20 protein-coding genes and 2 tRNA genes are annotated in these 20,626 nt (G+C 66.0%); 6 read left to right on the top strand and 16 right to left on the bottom strand.

Annotated features, from left to right (window positions below; translation table 11 throughout):
- Positions 1–3: 3 nt before the first annotated feature.
- The gene (map, locus tag ACFQ0E_RS10965; protein ID WP_386823672.1) at positions 4–798 is read right to left on the bottom strand and encodes a type I methionyl aminopeptidase; all 795 of its coding nucleotides are present in this window, start codon (positions 796–798) and stop codon (positions 4–6) included.
- A 347-nt stretch (positions 799–1,145) separates the two neighbouring features.
- Here map and rpsB point away from each other — a divergent pair, with 347 nt between their 5' ends.
- Positions 1,146–1,955 carry a 30S ribosomal protein S2 gene (rpsB, locus tag ACFQ0E_RS10960; protein WP_386823671.1) on the top strand — a complete coding sequence of 270 codons (810 nt, stop codon included), beginning with the start codon at positions 1,146–1,148 and terminating at the stop codon, positions 1,953–1,955.
- Between the two features lie 206 nt (positions 1,956–2,161).
- Positions 2,162–3,040, top strand: a complete 879-nt coding sequence (gene tsf / locus ACFQ0E_RS10955) for a translation elongation factor Ts (RefSeq protein ID WP_386823670.1) — start codon at positions 2,162–2,164, stop codon at positions 3,038–3,040.
- A gap of 90 nt (positions 3,041–3,130) precedes the next feature.
- On the opposite strand, the gene ACFQ0E_RS10950 is transcribed toward tsf, so the two are convergent.
- On the bottom strand, positions 3,131–3,865 hold the full coding sequence (locus ACFQ0E_RS10950; protein WP_386823669.1) for an AIM24 family protein: 735 nt from the start codon (positions 3,863–3,865) through the stop codon (positions 3,131–3,133).
- A 90-nt stretch (positions 3,866–3,955) separates the two neighbouring features.
- On the opposite strand from ACFQ0E_RS10950, the gene ACFQ0E_RS10945 reads away from it, so the two are divergent.
- Together ACFQ0E_RS10945 and pyrH are read left to right on the top strand one after the other, a co-directional pair.
- On the top strand, positions 3,956–4,306 hold the full coding sequence (locus tag ACFQ0E_RS10945; RefSeq protein ID WP_386823668.1) for a cupin domain-containing protein: 351 nt from the start codon (positions 3,956–3,958) through the stop codon (positions 4,304–4,306).
- Positions 4,307–4,395: 89 nt separating this feature from the next.
- On the top strand, positions 4,396–5,121 hold the full coding sequence (pyrH, locus tag ACFQ0E_RS10940) for a UMP kinase (protein ID WP_386823667.1): 726 nt from the start codon (positions 4,396–4,398) through the stop codon (positions 5,119–5,121).
- Between the two features lie 110 nt (positions 5,122–5,231).
- On the opposite strand, the gene ACFQ0E_RS10935 is transcribed toward pyrH, so the two are convergent.
- From ACFQ0E_RS10935 to ACFQ0E_RS10895, 9 genes are all read right to left on the bottom strand, one after another.
- Positions 5,232–7,220, bottom strand: a complete 1,989-nt coding sequence (locus tag ACFQ0E_RS10935) for an alpha/beta hydrolase family protein (RefSeq protein WP_386823666.1) — start codon at positions 7,218–7,220, stop codon at positions 5,232–5,234.
- A gap of 77 nt (positions 7,221–7,297) precedes the next feature.
- Entirely contained in the window at positions 7,298–8,218 is a 921-nt protein-coding gene (gene rfbD / locus ACFQ0E_RS10930; protein ID WP_386823665.1) for a dTDP-4-dehydrorhamnose reductase, read from the bottom strand.
- Positions 8,219–8,225: 7 nt separating this feature from the next.
- Entirely contained in the window at positions 8,226–8,786 is a 561-nt protein-coding gene (gene rfbC / locus ACFQ0E_RS10925) for a dTDP-4-dehydrorhamnose 3,5-epimerase (RefSeq protein WP_386823664.1), read from the bottom strand.
- Between the two features lie 11 nt (positions 8,787–8,797).
- Positions 8,798–9,685 carry a glucose-1-phosphate thymidylyltransferase RfbA gene (gene rfbA, locus ACFQ0E_RS10920; RefSeq protein WP_386823663.1) on the bottom strand — a complete coding sequence of 296 codons (888 nt, stop codon included), beginning with the start codon at positions 9,683–9,685 and terminating at the stop codon, positions 8,798–8,800.
- Entirely contained in the window at positions 9,682–10,737 is a 1,056-nt protein-coding gene (gene rfbB / locus ACFQ0E_RS10915; protein ID WP_386823662.1) for a dTDP-glucose 4,6-dehydratase, read from the bottom strand. The genes rfbA and rfbB overlap by 4 nt, the downstream gene beginning before the upstream one ends.
- A gap of 169 nt (positions 10,738–10,906) precedes the next feature.
- Complete coding sequence (locus tag ACFQ0E_RS10910; RefSeq protein ID WP_386823661.1) at positions 10,907–11,212, bottom strand: hypothetical protein; 306 nt, start codon at positions 11,210–11,212, stop codon at positions 10,907–10,909.
- Between the two features lie 234 nt (positions 11,213–11,446).
- Positions 11,447–12,163, bottom strand: a complete 717-nt coding sequence (gene dnaQ / locus ACFQ0E_RS10905) for a DNA polymerase III subunit epsilon (protein ID WP_386823660.1) — start codon at positions 12,161–12,163, stop codon at positions 11,447–11,449.
- Complete coding sequence (gene rnhA, locus ACFQ0E_RS10900; protein ID WP_386823659.1) at positions 12,160–12,624, bottom strand: ribonuclease HI; 465 nt, start codon at positions 12,622–12,624, stop codon at positions 12,160–12,162. The genes dnaQ and rnhA overlap by 4 nt, the downstream gene beginning before the upstream one ends.
- Before the next feature lie 47 nt (positions 12,625–12,671).
- Positions 12,672–13,328, bottom strand: coding sequence for a hypothetical protein (locus ACFQ0E_RS10895; RefSeq protein ID WP_386823658.1), 657 nt, complete (start codon positions 13,326–13,328; stop codon positions 12,672–12,674).
- Between the two features lie 53 nt (positions 13,329–13,381).
- Between ACFQ0E_RS10895 and gloB the strand changes: the two genes are divergently transcribed.
- Complete coding sequence (gloB, locus tag ACFQ0E_RS10890) at positions 13,382–14,194, top strand: hydroxyacylglutathione hydrolase (protein ID WP_386823657.1); 813 nt, start codon at positions 13,382–13,384, stop codon at positions 14,192–14,194.
- A 92-nt stretch (positions 14,195–14,286) separates the two neighbouring features.
- Entirely contained in the window at positions 14,287–15,081 is a 795-nt protein-coding gene (locus tag ACFQ0E_RS10885; protein ID WP_386823656.1) for an enoyl-ACP reductase FabI, read from the top strand.
- A 111-nt stretch (positions 15,082–15,192) separates the two neighbouring features.
- Here ACFQ0E_RS10885 and ACFQ0E_RS10880 read toward each other — a convergent pair whose 3' ends face one another.
- The 5 genes from ACFQ0E_RS10880 to lon form a co-directional block, all read right to left on the bottom strand.
- Positions 15,193–17,175, bottom strand: a complete 1,983-nt coding sequence (locus ACFQ0E_RS10880) for a peptidyl-prolyl cis-trans isomerase (RefSeq protein WP_386823655.1) — start codon at positions 17,173–17,175, stop codon at positions 15,193–15,195.
- Between the two features lie 191 nt (positions 17,176–17,366).
- Positions 17,367–17,443, bottom strand: a tRNA-Asp gene (locus ACFQ0E_RS10875).
- A 95-nt stretch (positions 17,444–17,538) separates the two neighbouring features.
- Positions 17,539–17,613: transfer RNA gene (locus ACFQ0E_RS10870), tRNA-Val, on the bottom strand.
- A 16-nt stretch (positions 17,614–17,629) separates the two neighbouring features.
- Positions 17,630–17,902: an HU family DNA-binding protein gene (locus ACFQ0E_RS10865; RefSeq protein WP_137851499.1), complete on the bottom strand. Its 273-nt coding sequence runs from the start codon at positions 17,900–17,902 to the stop codon at positions 17,630–17,632.
- 243 nt (positions 17,903–18,145) lie between these two features.
- Entirely contained in the window at positions 18,146–20,626 is a 2,481-nt protein-coding gene (gene lon, locus ACFQ0E_RS10860) for an endopeptidase La (protein WP_386823654.1), read from the bottom strand.

The raw sequence follows: 20,626 nt of genomic DNA, 5'->3' as shown, positions 1-20,626 counted from the left end.
CGATCAGAGATCGTTGTCGTCGCCGGGCAGGCGGGTCAGGATCTCGACGCCGTCCTCGGTCACTGCCACGGTGTGCTCCCACTGCGCGGACAACTTGCGGTCCTTGGTGACCACGGTCCAGCCGTCGGGCATCAGGCGGGTGTGGTGCGTGCCTTCGTTGATCATCGGCTCGATGGTGAAGGTCATGCCCGGCTTCAGCACCAGTCCGTCGCCTGGGCGCCCGTAGTGCAGCACCTGCGGATCCTCGTGGTAGACCTTGCCGATGCCGTGGCCGCAGTACTCGCGCACCACCGTGAACCGCTGGGACTCGGCATAGGTCTGGATGGCATGGCCGATATCGCCCAGGGTCGCGCCGGGCTTGACCATGCGGATGCCCCGGAACATGGCTTCGCGGGTGGTCTCGACCAGGCGCTTCGCCATCACCGAAGGCGTGCCGACGTAGTACATGCGGCTGGTGTCGCCGTGCCAGCCGTCCTTGATGACGGTGACGTCGATGTTGATGATGTCGCCGTCCTTCAGGACCTTGGTCGGCCCGGGGATGCCGTGGCAGATCACGTTGTTGACCGAGGTGCAGATGGTCGCCGGGAAGCCCCGGTAGCCGACGTTGGCCGGAATCGCGCCCTGCGTGTTCACGATGTGCTCGTGGCAGATGCGGTCCAGCTCGCCGGTGGTGACGCCCGGCTTCACGTGCGGGGCGATGATCTGCAGCACCTCGGCGGCCAGCCGGCCGGCGACGCGCATGCGCTCGATGTCTTCAGGGGTCTTGATGGTGATCGGCATGGCGGCATTATCGCCCATTCGCGCCTCGGTTCGCGCCCGCGCCAGCCCTGCCCCGCGCCCATCGGTGTGCTCGACTTGCCCGCAAGGCCCTGTCGCGGCTAGAATTCGGCGGCTTGGCCGGGCACCTGCCCTGCCATACACCGTCCACGGCGGACGTCATCGCCGAATCCACACCCGTCGCACACCACCGTTCCGGGGTGTTTCTCGCAAGTCTGGCGCCAAGGCACCGGTCAGGCGAGGAATCTGGACACGGCGCGACGGGGAGGCCCAACCCCGGAACCCCGCGACCGCCGCCCGGCGGCCGCACCGCCCTCACATGCCGCAACGCGGCCCGGCGGTCGGTTCCCTTATCCGGAGTCACTGCAATGCCCCAGATCACCATGCGCCAGATGCTGGAAGCCGGCGTCCATTTCGGCCACCAGACCCGCTACTGGAACCCCAAGATGGGTCCGTACATCTTCGGTGCCCGCGGCAAGATCCACATCATCAACCTCGAGAAGACCGTTCCGCTCTTCAACGACGCGATGAACTTCATCTCGGCGATCGCCCAGAAGCGCGGCACCATCCTGTTCCTCGGCACCAAGCGCAGCGCGCGCGACACCGTCAAGGAAGAAGCCGAGCGCTGCGGCATGCCGTACATGACCCAGCGCTGGCTGGGCGGCACGCTGACCAACTTCCGCACCGTGAAGCAGTCGGTCCAGCGCCTGAAGGAGCTGGAAGCCGGCGAAACCGACGGCACCTTCCAGAAGCTGGTCAAGCACGAAGTGCTGAACCTGCGCCGCGAGCGCGACAAGCTGCAGGCCTCGCTGGGCGGCATCAAGGACATGAACCGTCTGCCCGACGCGCTGTTCGTGATCGACATCGGCCATGAAGACATCGCGATCAAGGAAGCCAAGAAGCTCGGCATCCCGGTCGTCGCCGTCGTCGACACCAACTACGACCCGGCCCTGGTCGACTACGCCATCCCGGGCAACGACGACGCCATCCGCGCCGTGCAGCTGTACGCCCGTGCCGCCGCCGATGCCGTGCTCGAAGGCAAGGCTGCCGCCCCGTCGGCCGCCTCGGTCCGCGAGGAAGACTTCGCTGCCGAAGGCGAAGGCGAAGCCAAGGCCGACAAGCGTGGCCCGCGTCCGCCGCGCGGCGCCAAGAAGCCCGACGCGCCCGCCGCCGAGTAATTCCGCGGGTTCATTCCCGTGTCACGCGGCCGCGCGAGCATGCGCGGCCGCACCGATTTTCACGCAGGAGCGGCTTGAGCCGCGATTTCCCGCGCGCCGACGCGATCGGCCGTCGGAATCGCCATGCAAGCGACCGCAAGCACGGCGCTTTCGCGCTTCGCGGCTGAAGCCGCTCCTGCCACACACATTCATCGAAGAGGTATCCCATGGCTGAAATCACCGCCTCCCTGGTCAAGGAACTGCGCGAGCGCACCGGCGCCGGCATGATGGAGTGCAAGAAGGCGCTCACCGAAAACAACGGCGACCTCGACGCGTCGGCCGAGTGGCTGCGCAAGCAGGGCATCATCAAGGTCGGCAAGAAGGCCGACCGCGTGACGGCCGAAGGCCGCGTCGCGGTCGCCCAGGACGGCGGCAAGGCCGTGCTGGTCGAGATCAACTCCGAGACCGACTTCGTCGCCAAGGACGAGAACTTCATCGCCTTCACCAACGCCGTCGCCCAGGCCGCCCTGGCCTCCGGCGCCGCCGATGTGGAAGCCCTGAAGGCCGCCAAGACCGCCTCCGGCGAGACCGTCGAGGAAGCGCGCGCCGCCGCCGTGTCGAAGCTCGGCGAGAACATCCAGATCCGTCGCCTCGCCCGCATCGAGACCGCGAACAACGTCGCGGCCTACGTGCACGGCGGCAAGATCGGCGTGCTGGTCGAGCTGGCCGGTGGCGACGCCGAACTGGCCCGTGGCATCGCGATGCACGTCGCCGCGATGAACCCGCCGCACAACAAGGCCTCGGACGTCCCGGCCGACTTCATCGCCAAGGAAAAGGAAATCGAACTGGCGAAGATGACCGACAAGGACAAGGCCAAGCCGGCCGACATCCTCGAGAAGATCATCGGCGGCAAGATCGCCAAGATCATCAATGAGAACACCCTGTACGGCCAGGCTTACGTGCTCAACAGCGACCAGACCGTGGAAGCCACGGTCAAGGCCGCCGGCGCCGACGTCGTCGGTTTCCAGCGCCTCGTCGTGGGCGAAGGCATCGAGAAGGTGGTCGAGGATTACGCCGCCGAAGTGGCGAAGGCGATGCAGGTCTGATCGCCGCACCGCTCGTCCATTCCGGACGATCACGAAAAACCCGCGGGCAACCGCGGGTTTTTTGTTGTGCCGAAATCGGGGGCAGGCCGATCAGTCCACCAGCGCCCCCAGCAAGCCGCCACCGGACGACGAGCCGCCCTGCTGGAAATAGACCTCCTCATACGGCTGCACCACGACCCAGCCTTCGCCGGCGAAGCGCAGCTGGATGCTTTCGCCGGAACCGCGCCCGATCAGGGTCTTGAAGCTGATGTCGGTGACGATCTCCGGCGACAGGCCGCCGGACCAGGCGACGGTCGCATTCGGATCGGTGAACACCGGGCCGGTGCTGGCGCTGACCGGGAGGGTCAGCGGCTCGTAGTGCGAGGTGATCGCCACCAGGCCGCTGCCGCTGAGCTTCACGTTGAACAAGCCGCCGGTCATCATCCCGGCCGCCTTGCGCATCATCTTGATTTCATTGGTGATCGTCGATTCGGTGGCGAGCACGTCGTTGCCGTTGACGAAGATCGACTCGCCTTGCAGGCGCAGCACGGTGATCTTCTTGCCGACGTCGGCCAGGTAGACGCGCCCCTGCCCTTCGACCTTCATCAGGGTCATGCCCTCGCCGCTGACCGCCTTCTTCAGCAGATTGCCCAGGCCCTGCTCCAGCATGCCCTGGCGAGTGAACTTCACGTTGCCCTTGCGGGCGATCATCGCGCCAGCCTTGGCCCAGATCAGGCCATCGATGCGGGCTTCGAGCATGTGCGGGCTTTCCAGCTCGAAGGCGTCGCCGGTGAGGTCCTTTTCCTTGCTGGTGGACAGGAATTCCTGGAGGGTCTTGGCAGCCATGCGGGTCTCGTTGTGAGGAGGATGACCGGCATTGTGAGCCCCGCGCCGGTCCGGCACCATGCCGGGAAGTCACCCTTGGGACCGCCCGCCATGCCCCCCATCGTCCGCCTGCCCGGCCACATCGACCACGCGCCCCGCCAACCGGTCGACAGCGACCGACTCGTGAAGGGGACGCCCCGGCAAGCCATCGACAATGTCTACGCCTCGGCCGACCAGGCCTTCCAGTGCGGCGTCTGGGAGGGCGAGGTCGGTGCCTGGCGGGTGCGCTACACCGAGCACGAGCTGTGCCACATGCTGGCCGGGCGAGTGCGCCTGACCGGCGACGATGGCACCGAAGCCGTGTTCGCCGCCGGCGACAGCTTCGTCATTCCCGCCGGCTTCCGCGGCATCTGGGAAGTGATCGAGCCTGCGCGGAAGCTGTACGCGGTTTACGAACCCTGACAACGCAGGGAGGATGCGGGAATCGAGCCCGGGCTCGCGCCCCGGCGGGTTAGAATTCCGCAGTTTTGTCATCACCTCCGGAGTCTGCCATGTCGTCCCAACTCGCCTACCGCCGCGTCCTGCTCAAACTTTCCGGCGAGGCCCTGATGGGCGACGAGGACTACGGGATCGATCCGAAGATCATCGGCCGTCTCGCCCGGGAAGTCATCGAAGTCCGCGACGCCGGGGCCGAGATCGCGCTGGTGATCGGCGGCGGCAACATCTTCCGCGGCGCGGGCCTGGCCGCAGGCGGCATGGACCGTGTCACCGGCGATCAGATGGGCATGCTCGCCACCGTCATCAACGCGCTCGCCATGCAGGACGCCCTGGAGAAGCTCGGTGCGAAGTGCCGGGTGATGAGCGCGATCAAGATCAACGACGTCTGCGAAGACTACATCCGCCGCCGCGCCGTGCGTCACCTGGAAAAGGGCCGGATCACGATCTTCGCCGCCGGCACCGGCAACCCCTTCTTCACCACCGACTCCGGCGCGGCACTGCGCGCGATCGAGATCGGCGCCGACCTGCTGCTGAAGGCGACCAAGGTCGACGGTGTGTACGACAAGGATCCGAAGAAGCACGCCGACGCCGTGCGCTACGAGACGCTCACCTACGACGAGGTCATCGCCCGCAACCTGCAGGTCATGGACACCGCCGCGTTCGCGCTGTGCCGCGACAGCGACCTGCCGCTGCGGATCTTCGACATGAGCCAGCCCGGCGTGCTGCTGAAGATCCTGCGCGGCGCCGACATCGGTACCTTGGTCACGCCGAACCACTGAGGCCCGCAACGAGAAACGCCCGGCATCGCTGCCGGGCGCTGTTCAGGCCGATGCACGAACGAAGCCCGCGGAAGCGGGCTTCGTCGTTTCAGGACATCACGGCCGAGGCATCACTTCTTCTCGTCCGCCTTGATCACCGGTGCGCGACCGCCGAGGTGACGCTGGAAGAAGGTCAGGAGCTTGCCGTAGTACTCGCGCTCGTTCTCGGTCTTGTAGAACCCGTGGCCTTCGGTCGGGTAGTAGATCGCCTCGACCGGCACGTTCGCAGCGCGGAGGGCCTTTTCCATCATCTCCGTGTGCTTCATCGGCGTGCGCTGATCCTGCCCGCCCGCAGCGAGGAACACGGGCACCTTGATGCGATTCGCGATGCGATTCGGGGATACGGCTGCCAGTTCCTCCTTGGGACCGATCCACTCGAACACGAAATTCTCGCCGGACTTGCGATCCTGGATGTCGCCAGCCGTATGCATCGTCGGCAGGTCATACGCGCCGACATATCCAGCCGCGCAACGGTACAGGTCCGGTTCCTTCGCAACGCCCATCAGCGAGGCATAACCACCATAGCTGGCGCCGTAGAGACAGATCCGCGAAGGATCCGCGATGCCCTGGGCGATCGCCCACTTGGTGGCGTCGGTGATGTCGTCCTGCATCTTGCCGCCCCACTGCCGCTTGCCGGCACGCTCGAACCCGATGCCATGGTTGCCCGAACCGCGGAAATTCACCTGCATGACGGCATAGCCATGGGCCGCGAGCATCTGCGCTTCCGAGTCGAAACGCCAGGCATCGTAGATGCCGAACGGACCGCCATGGATCAGGATGACCAGCGGTGCGTTCTTCGCCTCGCCGTTCACCGGCGATGTCAGATAACCGTGGATATCCAGGCCATCCCTTGCCTTGAACGTGATGGGCTTCACCGGCGCGAGAGCGGCAGGGTCGATCCAGTCACTGGCGCTGAGCAGGTAGTCGGCCTTGTTGGTCGTCGTGTCGAAGACGTAGAAGTCACCGGGATTGCGATCGGACCATACCGCGACGAGCGCAAGCTTGCCGTCGTCGGTCATCGAGGTGATCGTGACGCCCTGTCCCTTGAAGGCTTTTTCCAGCTTGCGGTAGAGCTTGGCGATCTGCGATTGCTCATCGATGAAAGCGCGCCTGGGCAGACCATCCATCAGATGGAAGCCCTCGAGCTGCCCGCGCGCATAGATCGGCGACGGACTGGTGTTGTCGTCGCGGAAAATCTCGGTGCGTTTGTCCTCGGCAATATTCCAGGCCACGATCGAATCGGGACCCTGCTCGTGCTCGACGCGCAGGTAAGCCGTGCCGTTGTCGGGAGAGAAGCCCAGCGGAATCTCCTTCAGCCCGGACTTGAAGCTGCTGGACATCACCTTCCATTCGGACTTGTCATCGGCGCGATAGAAGAGCTTGTAGGTGCGGTCGACTTCCATCGCCAGCGCGAAACGCACCTGTCCCGCATTGTCGGTCAGGAACTGGGCATTTCGCACCGGCACCTGGGCGATCTGCACGCGTCGGCCAGTGAACACATCCATCTTCTCGACCCGGGTGTAGGGATCGCGAGTGAACGGTGTGATGGCCACGATCACGTTCTTGTCGTCTGCGGGCAGGTCGTCGATGACCTCGGCGAACACCGACTGGGGCTTGGAATCGCCGATGGCGCTGCCCAGGGAATCGCCCTGACGACGGAAACCGATCAGCATGTCCGCCTTACTGCCATCCGCATTCACACCGAACAGCTCACCGGTGGGTTGAGGCGCTTCGAGCGCACCCAGCTTCAACGCAGACGACAGGACGACGCGATCGTTGCTGACCCACTCGAAATCCGCGACGTGCGTCTGGTCGCCCGGCACGCCCATCGTTGCCGTGACCTTGCTGTCCGAGCGCCTGACGATGATCAGGCCGGTCTTCCGCCCGACCGCGACAGTCGCGGCGTAATACTCGCCGGTCGGCGATATCTTGATGCCGTAGAACTTCGGCTTGCGGATGAAATCCTCGACCTCATGGGGCTTCGGCGTCTGAGCCAGGGCCGTGAAGGAGCCCAGTGCGAGTGCGAGCGAGGTGATGGATGTGATGACGACTTTCTTCATGGCTCCCCCATGGATTCGGTGACGCTGTGGCTGGCAGATCGGCATTCTGTTGAAGCGGAAATCAAGGCTGCAGAGGATCACGGCGTGGATGATCGCGCAATCCCGTCGAGGACGAGATCACAGACCTCCCGCCAATCCGGCAGTTCCACCCCGAAGTCCACCTGCAGGCGCGAAGTATCCAGCCTGGAATAGGCCGGGCGCCGCGCGGGGGTCGGGTAATCGGCGGTGGCGATCGCATTGACCTGCGGCGCCCTGGGCAGCAGCCCGCGTACGACCGCGCCGGCGAAGATCGCTTCGGCGAAGCCGTGCCAGGATGTTTCGTCGCTGGCGGTGAGATGCCAGGTGCCGGACGGCGTGCCGGTCTGCGACAGCAGCCGCGCGGTGACCTCGGCAGTGACATCGGCGATGAGGCCGGCGGAGGTCGGCGTGCCGATCTGGTCCGCGACGACACCGAGCGTGTCGCGCTCGGCCCCCAGGCGCAGCATGGTGCGCAGGAAATTCTTGCCGTGCGGTGCGTACACCCACGCTGTGCGGAGGATCATGTGCGACGCGCCGCTGGCGCGGATGCCCTGCTCGCCGGCGAGCTTGCTCTCGCCGTAGACGCCGAGCGGCGCGGTCGGATCGTCTTCGCGATACGGCCGCGTGCCGGTGCCGTCGAACACGTAATCGGTCGAGTAATGCACCAGCGGGATGCCCCTGCGCGCGCACGCTTCGGCGATGCGCGATGGCGCTTCGGCGTTCGCGCGGAACGCGGCATCGCGATCGGATTCGGCCTTGTCCACCGCCGTGTAGGCTGCGGCATTCACGACCAGTGACGGCGCGATGCGCTCGACCAGCGCAGGCAAGGCCTCGGGCGCATCGAAGTCGGCGATCTCGCAGGCGCTGCCATCTTCGAGACGACCGCTGCGCGTGGTCGCGACGATCTCACCCTGGCGGGCCAAACTGCGTCGCAGCTCGTGGCCGACCTGTCCATTGGCACCGAACAACAGGATCCGCATCGCGACCTCAGCCTGCGAAGACGGGCAACCGTGCCTCGGGCACGTCTGCAAGGAACGGCGCTTTCGCATCCTTCTCCGACAGCGACGGCGCGGAGATCGGCCAGTCGATGGCGAGATCAGCATCGTTCCAGCGGATCGCTGCATCGGCCTCGCGATCATAGGTCTCGGTACAGAGATAGGAGAACACCGCGCGCGCGCTCAGGGTCGCGAAACCGTGCGCAAAGCCTTCCGGAATCCAGAAATGACGCTTGTTCTCCGCGCTGAGCAGCACGGCCGTCCAGCGACCGAAGCTTGGCGATCCTCTTCTGATATCGACGGCAACATCCCAAGCTTCACCTTCGATCACCGAGACCAACTTGCCCTGTGGCTTCGGCCACTGGTAATGCAGGCCACGCAGCACGCCGTGCGCCGAGGAAGACACGTTGCCCTGAACGAATTCGGGAAAGGAGAAGCCAGCTCCAGCCCACTTGTCACGGTTGAACGATTCGTAGAAGAAGCCACGGCTGTCATGGAAGACATGCGGCTCGATGACGATGCAGCCGGGCAGATCCGTTTCGATGATCTTCATGGGGCGGCGTGTCAGGGAACGAAGCCGCGCTCGGCCAGACCGAGCAGGTATTGGCCGTAGCCGTTCTTCACCAGCGGCTTGGCGAGACGTTCGAGCTGCGCAGCATCGATCCAGCGATTGTTCCAGGCGATTTCCTCCGGGCAGCACACGCGCAGCCCCTGGCGAGCCTCGATGGTCTCGATGTAGTTCGAGGCTTCGAGCAGCGACTGGTGGGTGCCGGTATCAAGCCAGGCATAGCCGCGACCGAGGCGCTGCAAATGCAGCGAGCCGTCTTCGAGATAGCGTCGGTTGAGATCGGTGATTTCCAGCTCGCCACGTGCCGAAGGCTTCAGATCCGCTGCGAAATCGCTGGCGCGGCCGTCGTAGAAATACAGGCCGGTGACGGCATAGTGCGACTTCGGCTTTTCCGGTTTCTCTTCGAGCCCGATGACCTTGCCAGTGTCGTCGAATTCGGCCACGCCGTAACGCTCCGGATCGCGCACCCAGTAGCCGAACACGGTCGCACCGTGCTGCAGGGTGTCGGCTTCGCGCAGCATCGCGGTGAGGCCGGGGCCGTGGAAGATGTTGTCGCCGAGCACGAGGCAACTGGGCTGGGCGTCGACGAAATCGCGGCCGATGAGGTAGGCCTGCGCCAACCCGTCCGGGCTCGGCTGCACGGCGTATTCGATGCGCATGCCCCACTGCGAGCCATCGCCGAGCAGGGCCTTGAACAGCACCTGCTCGTGCGGTGTGTTGATGACCAGCACCTCGCGGATCCCGGCCAGCATCAGCACGCTGAGCGGGTAGTAGATCATCGGCTTGTCGTAGACCGGCAGCAGCTGCTTGCTGACTGCCTGCGTGATCGGATACAACCGGGTGCCGGAACCGCCGGCGAGGATGATGCCCTTGCGCGCGGTCATGCGGCGCTCCCGATGCGTTCCAGGCGATAGCTGCCGTCGAGCACGCGGCTCACCCAGTCCTGGTGATCGAGATACCAGTCGACGGTACGCGCGATGCCTTCCTCGAAGGTCACCGACGGCGCCCAGCCCAGTTCGGACTTCAGCTTGGTCGCATCGATGGCGTAGCGGCGGTCGTGGCCAGGGCGGTCCTTGACGAAGGTGATCAGCGATTCGCGCGCGCGGCCATCGGCCAGCGGGCGACGCGCGTCGAGCAGCGCGCAGATCGTCTTCACCACGACGATGTTCTCGCGTTCGGCGTCGCCGCCGACGTTGTAGACCTCACCGATGCGACCGCGCTCGAGCACGGCACGGATGGCGCTGCAGTGGTCGCCCACGTACAGCCAGTCGCGGACGTTGCGGCCGTCGCCGTAGACCGGCAGGGCATCGCCGGCCAGCGCCTTGGCGATGATCAGCGGGATGAGCTTTTCGGGGAACTGGAACGGCCCGTAGTTGTTCGAGCAGTTCGTGGTCAGCGTCGGCAGGCCGTAGGTGTGGTGGAACGCGCGGACCAGGTGGTCGGACGCTGCCTTCGACGCGGAGTACGGCGAATTCGGCGCGTAGGACGTGGTTTCGGTGAACTTGCCGATGTCGCCCAGCGAGCCGTAGACCTCGTCGGTCGAGACGTGCAGGAAGCGGAAGTCGTCGCGTGCTGCGCCGTCGAGCGACTTCCAGTAATCACGAGCACATTCGAGCAGGCCGAGCGTACCGACGACATTGGTCTGGACGAAGGCGGCCGGGCCGTCGATCGAACGGTCGACGTGGCTTTCGGCAGCGAAGTTGACGATCGCGTCCGGCCGGTGTTCGGCCAGCAGCGCGGCGACCAGGGCGCGGTCGCCGATATCTCCCTGGACGAAACGATATCCGTCATGGGTCGAGATCGCCGCCAGGGTGTCCGGATTGCCGGCGTAGGTCAGCAGGTCCAGGTTCACCACGCGAACGCCACGCGACACTGCATCCAGCACGAAGTTGCCACCGATGAAACCGGCACCGCCGGTCACCAACCATGTCGACACGTGAGTTCCTGTCTTCGGGGGAAAGGGATGGGCCATTGTACAGGCAGCCCCCGGACCACTCCCGACCGCCCATGAACGAAAAAACCCGGATGCGTGGCACGCATCCGGGTTTCGTTGATGACTCGGGCAAAACAGCTCCGCGACCCGCACGGGGTCGCGCAAGCCTCGATCAGGGAACCAGCGCGGGATCGCGGCCGTTGGCCGCCTGCTGGTTGGCCGGATCCGGCGTGATGTCGCGACCGTTGCGAGTGCTGCACACGTCCTCGAAGGTCGAGATCCAGCGCTTGTTCGGGCGCTTCACGATCTTGCGCCACTTCCCGTCGCCCTGCGACACCCAGCCATCGCTGGGCATGCCGTACTTGCAGAACAGGAAGGGATTGTTGCCGTACGGAACGGTCTTGTAGGTGCCGGCCTGCGCCGAACCGATGACCGATGCGGCGATCACGATCGCAGCGGCGAGTACTGTCTTCTTCACGCCCTACTCCTTTTGCGTTTCCATGGGGGTAACCAGATGGCGGATCACCGGATGGGTCCGCGTGATGCGATTTCCTTGCACCGGTGCGACCATCAGGTCAGACCGGGGACATCCTGCGCGCCCGTGACGCGCCTCGTCTTCGGTTCAGCTATGTACCGCAACGTACGGTCCGATTCAAGGCGCGGCGGACGGATGGCGTCCTTGCCGGGGATCGTCGGGGAGGGATCGCCGGGGTCAGGCCGGATCCCAGAGGCAACGGCCGGCCTTCTTGCGGATCGCCTCGATACGGGCAGCATGCGCGGCCAGCTCGTCATCGGCCACCCGGACGCGGGGACGCTGGGCCGGATCGAGCACCGTGGCCGCGAACGCGGCCGCAGCCCCGCCGGTGCCCTCCTCCTCGGTCGCCGGTGCGCCGAAGCCGATCTCGCTCTGCCCCGAGGTCAGCGCGAGGTAGACCTCGGCCAGCAACTGCGAGTCGAGCAGCGCGCCATGCAACTGACGATGGGTATTGTCGACGCCCAGTCGCCTGCACAGCGCGTCCAGCGAGTTGCGCTGCCCGGGGAAGCGCTGCCGGGCCATGAGCAGCGAATCCTCCACCCCGGCGACGTGGTCGCGAAGGCGGCCGTACTGCGGCCCGAGCAGCGACAGCTCGTAGTCGAGGAAGCCGACGTCGAACGCAGCGTTGTGGATGATCAGCTCGGCATCGCGGACGAAATCGAGGAAAGCGTCCGCGATTTCGGCGAACTTCGGTTTGTCGGCGAGGAACTCCAGGGTCAGTCCGGTCACTTCCTGCGCGCCGGGCTCGAACTCGCGCTCGGGATGGATGTACTGCTGCCAGGTGCGACCGCTCGGTCGGCGTTCGATCAACTCGACGCAGCCGATTTCGACGACACGGTTGCCCTTCTTCCATTCCAGACCGGTGGTTTCGGTATCGAGGACGATCTGCCTCATGCGCGTCTGGCCTCCCGGGTGGCGTCCTGTTTGAGCAGCGTGGCCTGGTCGCGGGCCAGGGTATCGACGCGTTCGTTGTCGGGGTCGCCGGAGTGGCCCTTCACCCAGCGCCAGTCGATGGTGTGGCGCTGGCTGGCGGCATGCAGCCGCTCCCAGAGATCGCGATTCTTCACCGGATCGCCGCCGGCGGTCTTCCAATGCCGGCGCACCCAGTTCGGCAGCCATTCGGTGATGCCCTGGCGCACGTACTGGGAATCGGTGAACAGGGTCACCCGACACGGCTCGCTCAGGGTCTCCAGGCCGACGATCGCCGCCATCAGCTCCATGCGGTTGTTGGTGGTCTGCGCCTCGCCGCCGGCCAGTTCGCGCTCGCGCTCGCGGTAGCGCAGCAGCGCGGCCCAGCCGCCCGGGCCGGGGTTGCCGAGGCAGGCGCCGTCGGTATGGATTTCGACGTGTTTCATCGTCGGGTCGATCGGGGAATTCGTCATCAGGAGCGCTTCGACATGGATCAGGTGACCGGCACGCCGTCGGCCAGCCCGAGCGGCTTGCGCTGGCGAACCGGCGTGAGGGGGAGCGCGCGCTTCTCGGCGCGCTGCAGGTAGGCGACGCGCAGGCCGGGACCGGACTGCAGGCTGGGCGATGCGACCGGCGACCACTGCGGGCCGATGCCCTGCGCCGAGGATTCGGGACTCAGCCCGGCATCGACCATGTGGCGGCGCCAGGTCGCGGGATCTTCCACGCAAGGGCGACCACGACGCAGACGCAGTCGGTAGGGCGACAAGGGATTGAGCGCGAAGACCGCCAGGCGGCCGCCCGGCACCAGCAATCGCGCACATTCGTCGAGCAATCGCGAACGCGCATCGGCCGACGCCAGCGGCAGGTGCTGCAGCACGATCGCGCCGAGGGATTCGCTCGCCAGCGGCAGGGGCAGCCTGCAGACGATCGGCCCCTGCCAATGGGCGTCGCTGCCGGTCAGGCGCAGGCCGCGCCCGGCCGGTGCTTCGCCGTCGGTCACCGGCGACAGCCACAGCCAGGGCAGGCCGACGACCGGATGGGCCGCGAGCGCATCGGCGACCGCCGTCTGCTCGCTCTCCAGCACCGGGAGACCCGCCGGCAGCTGGTACCACTGCTGCGTCACGGCCTCGGGCGTCTGGGAGTGGGACAATGCAGGCATCGCGTCATTGTACCCAGCCCGCAACCGGACCCGACACGCCGACCATGCCTGCCTTCGCATCGACTCCCCTGCCGCCCTGCGTTCCGATCCCCCTGCCCGCCTTCGAGGACAACTACATCTGGACGCTGGCCGGCGACGACGGCGCCGCGCTGGTGGTCGATCCCGGCGATGCCACGCCGGTCCTGGCGGCGATGGCCAACGGCCTGCGGCTGGTCGCCATCCTGGTGACGCACCACCACAACGACCATATCGGCGGTCTCGCCGCGCTCGCCGCCGCCGTGCCGGGCATCGAGATCGTCGCGCCGCACGACGACCGGATCCCGCTGGCGACCCGGCGCGTGGACGACGGCGAGCGCGTCCGCGTCGCCGGCATCGACTTCGACACGCTGGCGGTGCCCGGCCATACCCGCAGTCACATCGCGTTCAATGCGGGCGATGCCGGCGGCGCGCCGCTGCTGTTCTGCGGCGACACCCTGTTCAGCCTCGGCTGCGGCCGCCTGTTCGAGGGCACGCCCGGGCAGATGCTCGCCTCGCTGGATCGCCTGGCCGCCCTGCCTGGCGACACCCGCGTCTGCTGCACGCATGAATACACCTGGTCGAACGCCGCCTTCGCACTCGCCGTGGATCCGGGCAACGCCGCCCTGCAGGCGCGTGCCGAGGCCGTCCGCGACCTGCGCGAACGCCTGCAACCCACCCTGCCGGTGACGCTGGCCGAGGAACGCGCGACCAACCCCTTCCTGCGCTGCGACGACCCCGCGATCCGCGCGTCGGCGGCGACGCGACTCGGCCGACAGCCCGTGGATCGCGTCGAGACCTTCGCCGCGCTGCGCGAATGGAAGAACGTGTTCCGGGCCTGAGGCCCCGGCCCCGCCGCGTCCATACGGCATCCGATGGTCGGGGACGCATGGCACACTAGGGTTTCCGATTCGACACACGTCACGAGACCACCATGGGTTTTCTGCAAGGCAAACGCGCGCTCATCACCGGCATCGCCAGCGAGCGCTCCATCGCCACCGGTATCGCCGAAGCCATGCACCGCGAAGGTGCCGAGCTGGCCTTCACCTACCAGACCGAGAAGCTCCGCCCGCGCGTCGAAAGCGCCGCGCAGGAGTACGGTTCGAACATCGTGCTGCCGCTGGACGTGGCCGACGATGCCCAGATCGAAGCCTGCTTCGCCGAACTGGGCAAGCACTGGAACGACGGCTTCGACATCCTGATCCACGCCATCGCCTTCGCGCCGCGCGAAGCGATCGCCGGCCAGTTCCTCGACGGCCTGACCCGCGAGAATTTCGCCATCGCCCATGACATCTCGGCGTATTCGCTCTCGGCGCTGGCCAAGGCCGCCCGGCCGATGATGCAGAACCGGAAGGCCTCGATCCTCACCCTCAGCTACCTCGGCGCCGAGCGCGCGCTGGTCGGTTACAACCTGATGGGCGTGGCCAAGGCCAGCCTCGAATCCAGCGTGCGCTACCTCGCCTGCAACCTCGGTCCGGAAGGCATCCGCGTCAACGCGATCTCGGCCGGCCCGATCAAGACGCTCGCCGCCGCCGGCATCGCGGGCTTCCGCAAGATCCTCGGCCACGTCGAGGAAAACGCACCGCTGCGCCGCACGGTCACCATCGAGGACGTCGGCAACGTCGCCGCCTTCCTCAGCTCGGATCTCGCTTCGGGCGTCACCGGCGAAGTGACCTACGTCGATGCCGGCTACAACATCCTCGGCATGACCGGCATCCATTACGACTGATCCCCGCAGGCGCGCATCCGTCGCCGGACGCACGCAGAAGGGACAACGCGATGCAAAGAAAAAGCCCGGCTTCGCAGCCGGGCTTTTTCGTGTCTCGCCAACCTCGCCGGATCAGAGTCGATCTTCGGCGATGGTGACCTTCATCCGCTTGCGCTGGTCCTTGCTGACCGACAGCGCATCCTGGTCGCCCAGGCGCGGAGCCAACTGGCCGAGGAAGGCGGCACGGATTTCCGCCGGCATGTCGCTGTCCTGACCAGCGATCACCTTGGTGACCTCGAACACGACCATCTGGCCGTTCGGCAGCTGCGCCTTGCCCGGCGAGACCTTGCCGGCAGCCGGCGCGTCGACCTGGAAATAGGCCTCGCTGACGGCGGGATCCGGACTGGGAGCGCCACGCTGCACGGCAGCGGCGGTTTCCACGGTCAACTGCTTCTCGCCGGCGACCGCAGCCAGGGTCTCGCCCTTCTTCAGGCGCGCGACGATGGCCTCAGCCTGAGCCTCGGCGGCCTTGCGCGTACGATCCGCACGCACCGCCGCGACGATCTGCGGGCCCAGTTCGGCCAGCGGACGCACACGTTCCGGGGTGTGGTCGACGACGCGGATCATCACGCTGTGATTGGGCGCGACCTCGATCGGATCGGAGACGTTGCGACGGGTCTTCGCGTCTTCGGAGAAGGCCGCGCGCAGCACTGCCTGATTGGCGAGGACGCCCTGCGCCTGGTTGCGCGAGATCGGACCGACACGCTGGACCTGCAGCTTGGCCACATCGGCCACCTGCTTCATCGACGACGGCGTCTTCAGTGCCTGATCGACAAGTGCGCCGGTCAGGTCGTTGTAGGCGCGTTCGCGGTCGGTTTCGACCAGCATGCGCTCCAGCTCGGGGCGCGCCTGTTCGAACGGCATCTCGCGCCCGGCCTTCAGCTCGCGCACCTGGATGATGTGCCAGCCGAACTCGGACTTGACCGGCCCGGAGATCGTGCCCGGTGCGGTCGTGAACACCGCATCCTCGAACGGCTTGACCATCTGGCCGTTCTTGGCGACCCAACCCAGGTCGCCACCGCCGTCCTTCGAACCGGCGTCATCGGAGTTCTGTCGCGCAAGCGCCGCGAAATCAGCGCCCGGAGCCTTTGCCTTCGCCAGCAGATCGCGCGCCTTGGCTTCGGCCGCCTTCTGCGCCGCGGCATCCGCACCCGCATCAACCTTCACCAGGATATGCGCGGTGAGACGCTGCTCGGGTTCGACGAAACGCGCCTTTTCCTGCTCGTAGCGCGCCTGCAGCGCGCGCTCGTCCGGTGCGACCGGCGGCGGCAGGGTCGCGGCGTTGATCTCGACGTATTCGAGCGTGACCATCTCCGGCGCGCGGAAATCATTCGGATGCGTCTTGTACCAGCTCGCGATCTCCGCGGGCGTCACCGGCGCGGTGTCGGGCGTGGGCGCGGGCAGCGCCACATAGGACACATCGCGCTTTTCGTTGAGCATGCGCAGCAGGCGCTGGCCTTCGGACGGCGTGACGAACGCCGATTCCTGCAGGCGGCTCGCCACGAAGCTCTGCTTGAGGCTGTCGCGCACTTCCTGGTCGAACTGCGTCGGCGTCTTCGGCGGCGCCAGCGACGCCAGCGCGAGCCGGTAGCGCTGCTCGCTGAACTTGCCGTCCACCTGGAATGCCGGGATCGACTGGATGGCGTCGATGACCTGGGCGTTGCCGACCACGAAGCCGTCGCGCTCGCTGGCCAGGCGCATCACGCGCTGGTCGACCAGCTGTTCGAGGATCTTGCGCTTGTTGTCGATGCTCTCGAATTCGCGCGCATCGAAATTCTCGCCATCCTGCTGGCGTCGACGCTGGCGCTCGTCCTCGAATGCACTGCGGAACTGGTCCGCTGTGATTTCGTCCTTGCTCCAGAACGCCTTGCGAACCACCCACCAATCCGGCGCGTCCGACCACCAGGCCGGGGGCGTTTCGATCTTGGCGGCGAAGGTTTCGGTGCGCTGGAACAGATACTGCTCCATCCCGAAGAACGCGAAGGGAATGGTCAGCAGGCCCAGGATGACCGTGGCGATCCAGCCGGAGGATTTGTCGCGTAAGGCTTGCAGCATTGGCGAACGGAGCCGTAAGAGGAGCCGCCAAGTGTAGCCTGAGCGGGCGCCTGCAACACCCCCGGCACGCTTTCGGGAGGGGAAGAAGGGACGGCAGGCGACCGGCATGTCGCGATTTCCAGACGCCGGACACGAAAAAGGCACCGTTTCCGGTGCCTTTGCGTCCGCTTGCGCGGAGAATTCCCAGGGATTGGCGGAGTGGACGGGACTCGAACCCGCGACCTCCGGCGTGACAGGCCAGCATTCTAACCGACTGAACTACCACTCCGCATTTGACCCTGCGATGGCGCGCATTTTAGCGCCTTTTCGTGACCGATGGGAAGTTCTTTGCAGAAATTCTTTTCAATCACTTCGAACTCTTTGTGGTGGGTGCTGAGGGTTTCGAACCCCCGACCCTCTCCGTGTAAAGGAGACGCTCTACCGCTGAGCTAAGCACCCCAACGGGAAGAGCCAATTAGTTTACGGCATCCTTGAGCGCTTTGCCAGCCTTGAAGACCGGATTCTTCGACGCCGGGATCTGCAGTTCGCCACCGGTCTTCGGGTTGCGGCCGGTGCGGGCGGCGCGCTCGCGGACAACGAAGGAACCGAAGCCGATCACGGTCACGGTCTCGCCCTTCTTCAGCGCCTGGGTGATGGCGGCGACCGTGGCATCGAGCGCGCGCCCGGCATCGGCCTTGGACAGCTCGGCACCGGCGGCGATCGCGTCGATAAGCTCGGCTTTGTTCATGTTGAAAACTCCCGTGGGTATGGTGTGAGGAAGGAAGAATGAGGCGTGGATGCCACGCGATTGCTGTCGGCGGGAACGCGACTCCCTGCATTCGGCGTCGAAAAGACGCGGACTTTTCCTGCGTCAACAGGCGTCCGTTATACCAGCGGGGGTGACCCCGCGCAAGAAAAAACCCCGGAAAAACCAGGGAAAAACGCATGAACGGAGCGGATGGCCGACTGCGGCCATCCGTCCGTCCGACGATCAGTGCCTGCGCACCTCGCGTCGGCTCGCGACCTTCGGCTTGACCGCCTTGCGCGGAGCGGCACGCTCTTTCCTGGCGGTCTGCGGCGCGATCGGATGCACCAGGGCGAGGTCGAGCACTTCGTCGATCCAGCGCACCGGCACGATCTTGATGCGATCGGTGACGGTCTTCGGGATATCAGCGAGATCCTTGCGGTTCTCTTCCGGGATCAGCACGGTGCGGATGCCGCCACGCAGCGCCGCAAGCAGCTTTTCCTTGAGTCCGCCAATCGCCGTGACCTTGCCGCGCAAGGTGATTTCGCCGGTCATCGCGACGTCCGCACGCACCGGCACCTTCGTCAGCGCGGACACCAGTGCGGTGGTCATCGCGATGCCCGCGCTCGGGCCATCCTTCGGCGTCGCGCCATCGGGCACGTGCAGATGCACGTCCTGCTTCTGCAGGAAATCCGGATCGATGCCGAGTCGCTCGGTGCGCGCGCGCACGACCGACAGCGCCGCCGATGCCGATTCCTTCATCACATCGCCAAGCTGGCCGGTGAGCAGCAGCTGCCCCTTGCCCGGCATCAGCGTCGATTCGATCTGCAGCAGATCGCCACCGACTTCCGTCCACGCCAGGCCCGTGACCATGCCGATTTCGTTGTCCTGCTCGGCGCGACCGAAATCGTACTTCTGCACGCCCAGGTACTTGTCGAGGTTCTTCGAAGTCACGGCGACGCGCTTGACGCCCTTGGTCGCGGCCTTCGCGGCCGCCTTGCCCGCGCGCTTGCCCTTCTCCGCCGGCTGCGCACCGGCGAGCGCGATTTCCTTCACCACCTTGCGGCAGATCTTGGAAATCTCGCGCTCGAGGTTGCGCACGCCCGATTCGCGCGTGTAGTAGCGCACGATGTCGCGCACGGCATCCTCGGCGATGCTCAGCTCGGTCGGCTTCAGGCCGTTGGCCTTCAGCTGCTTCGGCAGCAGGTAACGCTGCGCAATGTTGAGCTTTTCTTCCTCGGTGTAACCCGGGATTCGGATCACTTCCATGCGGTCGAGGAGCGGACCCGGAATGTTCAGCGAGTTGGAGGTCGCGATGAACATCACTTCTGACAGGTCGAGATCGACTTCGAGGTAGTGGTCGTTGAACGCGGTGTTCTGCTCGGGATCGAGCACTTCCAGCAGCGCCGCCGACGGGTCGCCGCGGAAGTCCATCGACATCTTGTCGATCTCGTCGAGCACGAACAGCGGATTCTTGCTCGCGGCCTTGTTGAGGTTCTGCACGATGCGACCTGGCATCGAGCCGACATAGGTACGGCGATGTCCGCGGATCTCGGCCTCGTCGCGCACGCCGCCGAGCGACATGCGCACGAACTTGCGGTTCGTCGCCTTGGCGATGCTCTGGCCCAGCGAGGTCTTGCCCACGCCCGGCGGACCGACGAGGCACAGGATCGCGCCCTTCATCTGCTTCACGCGCGTCTGCACCGCGAGGTATTCGAGGATGCGTTCCTTCACCTTCTCCAGACCGTAGTGGTCGGCATCGAGCGTGTCCTGCGCCAGCTTCAGGTCCTTGCGCACCTTGGTGCGCTTGTTCCACGGCACGCCGAGGATCCAGTCGAGATAGTTGCGCACGACGGCGGCTTCCGCCGACATCGGCGACATCTGCTTGAGCTTGTTGAGTTCGGACTTCGCCTTGGTTTCGACCGCCTTCGGCATGCCGGCCTCGGCGATGCGCCGGGTCAGGTCCTCGATGTCGTTCGGCGCGTCGTCCAGGTCCCCCAGTTCCTTCTGGATGGCCTTCATCTGTTCGTTGAGGTAGTACTCGCGCTGGCTCTTCTCCATCTGCGACTTCACGCGACCGCGGATGCGCTTCTCCAGCTGCTGCACGTCGATCTCGCCGTCGACTAGGCCGACCAGGAGTTCAAGGCGCTGCGACACGTCCACCGCTTCGAGCAGGCGCTGTTTCTCGGCCAGGCGCACGCTCAGGTGCGCGGCGATGGTGTCTGCCAGGCGATTGGGTTCGTCGATGCCCGACAGGGTCTGCATCAGCTCCGGCGGCAGCTTGCGGTTGGTCTTGATGTACTGCTCGAACAGGCCCATCAGCGAACGCACGATGGCCTCGACCTCGCGCGGTTCGGACGGGACGTCGGATTCGAGCAGTTCGGGGCGACCGGCGAGCGCGCCTTCGAACTCGCGCACCTGCTTCACGCTCACGCGCGAGACGCCTTCGACCAGCACCTTGATCGTGCCATCGGGCAGCTTCAACAGTTGCAGCACCTGGGCCAGCGTGCCGACTTCGTACAGGTCGGCGGCGGCGGGATCGTCGGTTTCGGGCGACTTCTGCGCGACCAGCAGGATGCGCTTGTCGAGGTCCATCGCGATGTCGAGCGCCTTGATCGACTTCTCGCGACCGACGAACAGCGGGATGACCATGCTCGGGAACACCACCACGTCGCGCAGCGGCAACACGGGCAGTTCGGGCAGGGCGGTGGCGACGGGGTCGGACAT

It is taken from the genome of Lysobacter brunescens, assembly GCF_042677005.1.
Lineage (GTDB): Bacteria > Pseudomonadota > Gammaproteobacteria > Xanthomonadales > Xanthomonadaceae > Lysobacter_I > Lysobacter_I brunescens.
Note: the sequence above shows the minus strand (reverse complement) of the source record. Positions and strands in the feature narration are given on the sequence as shown.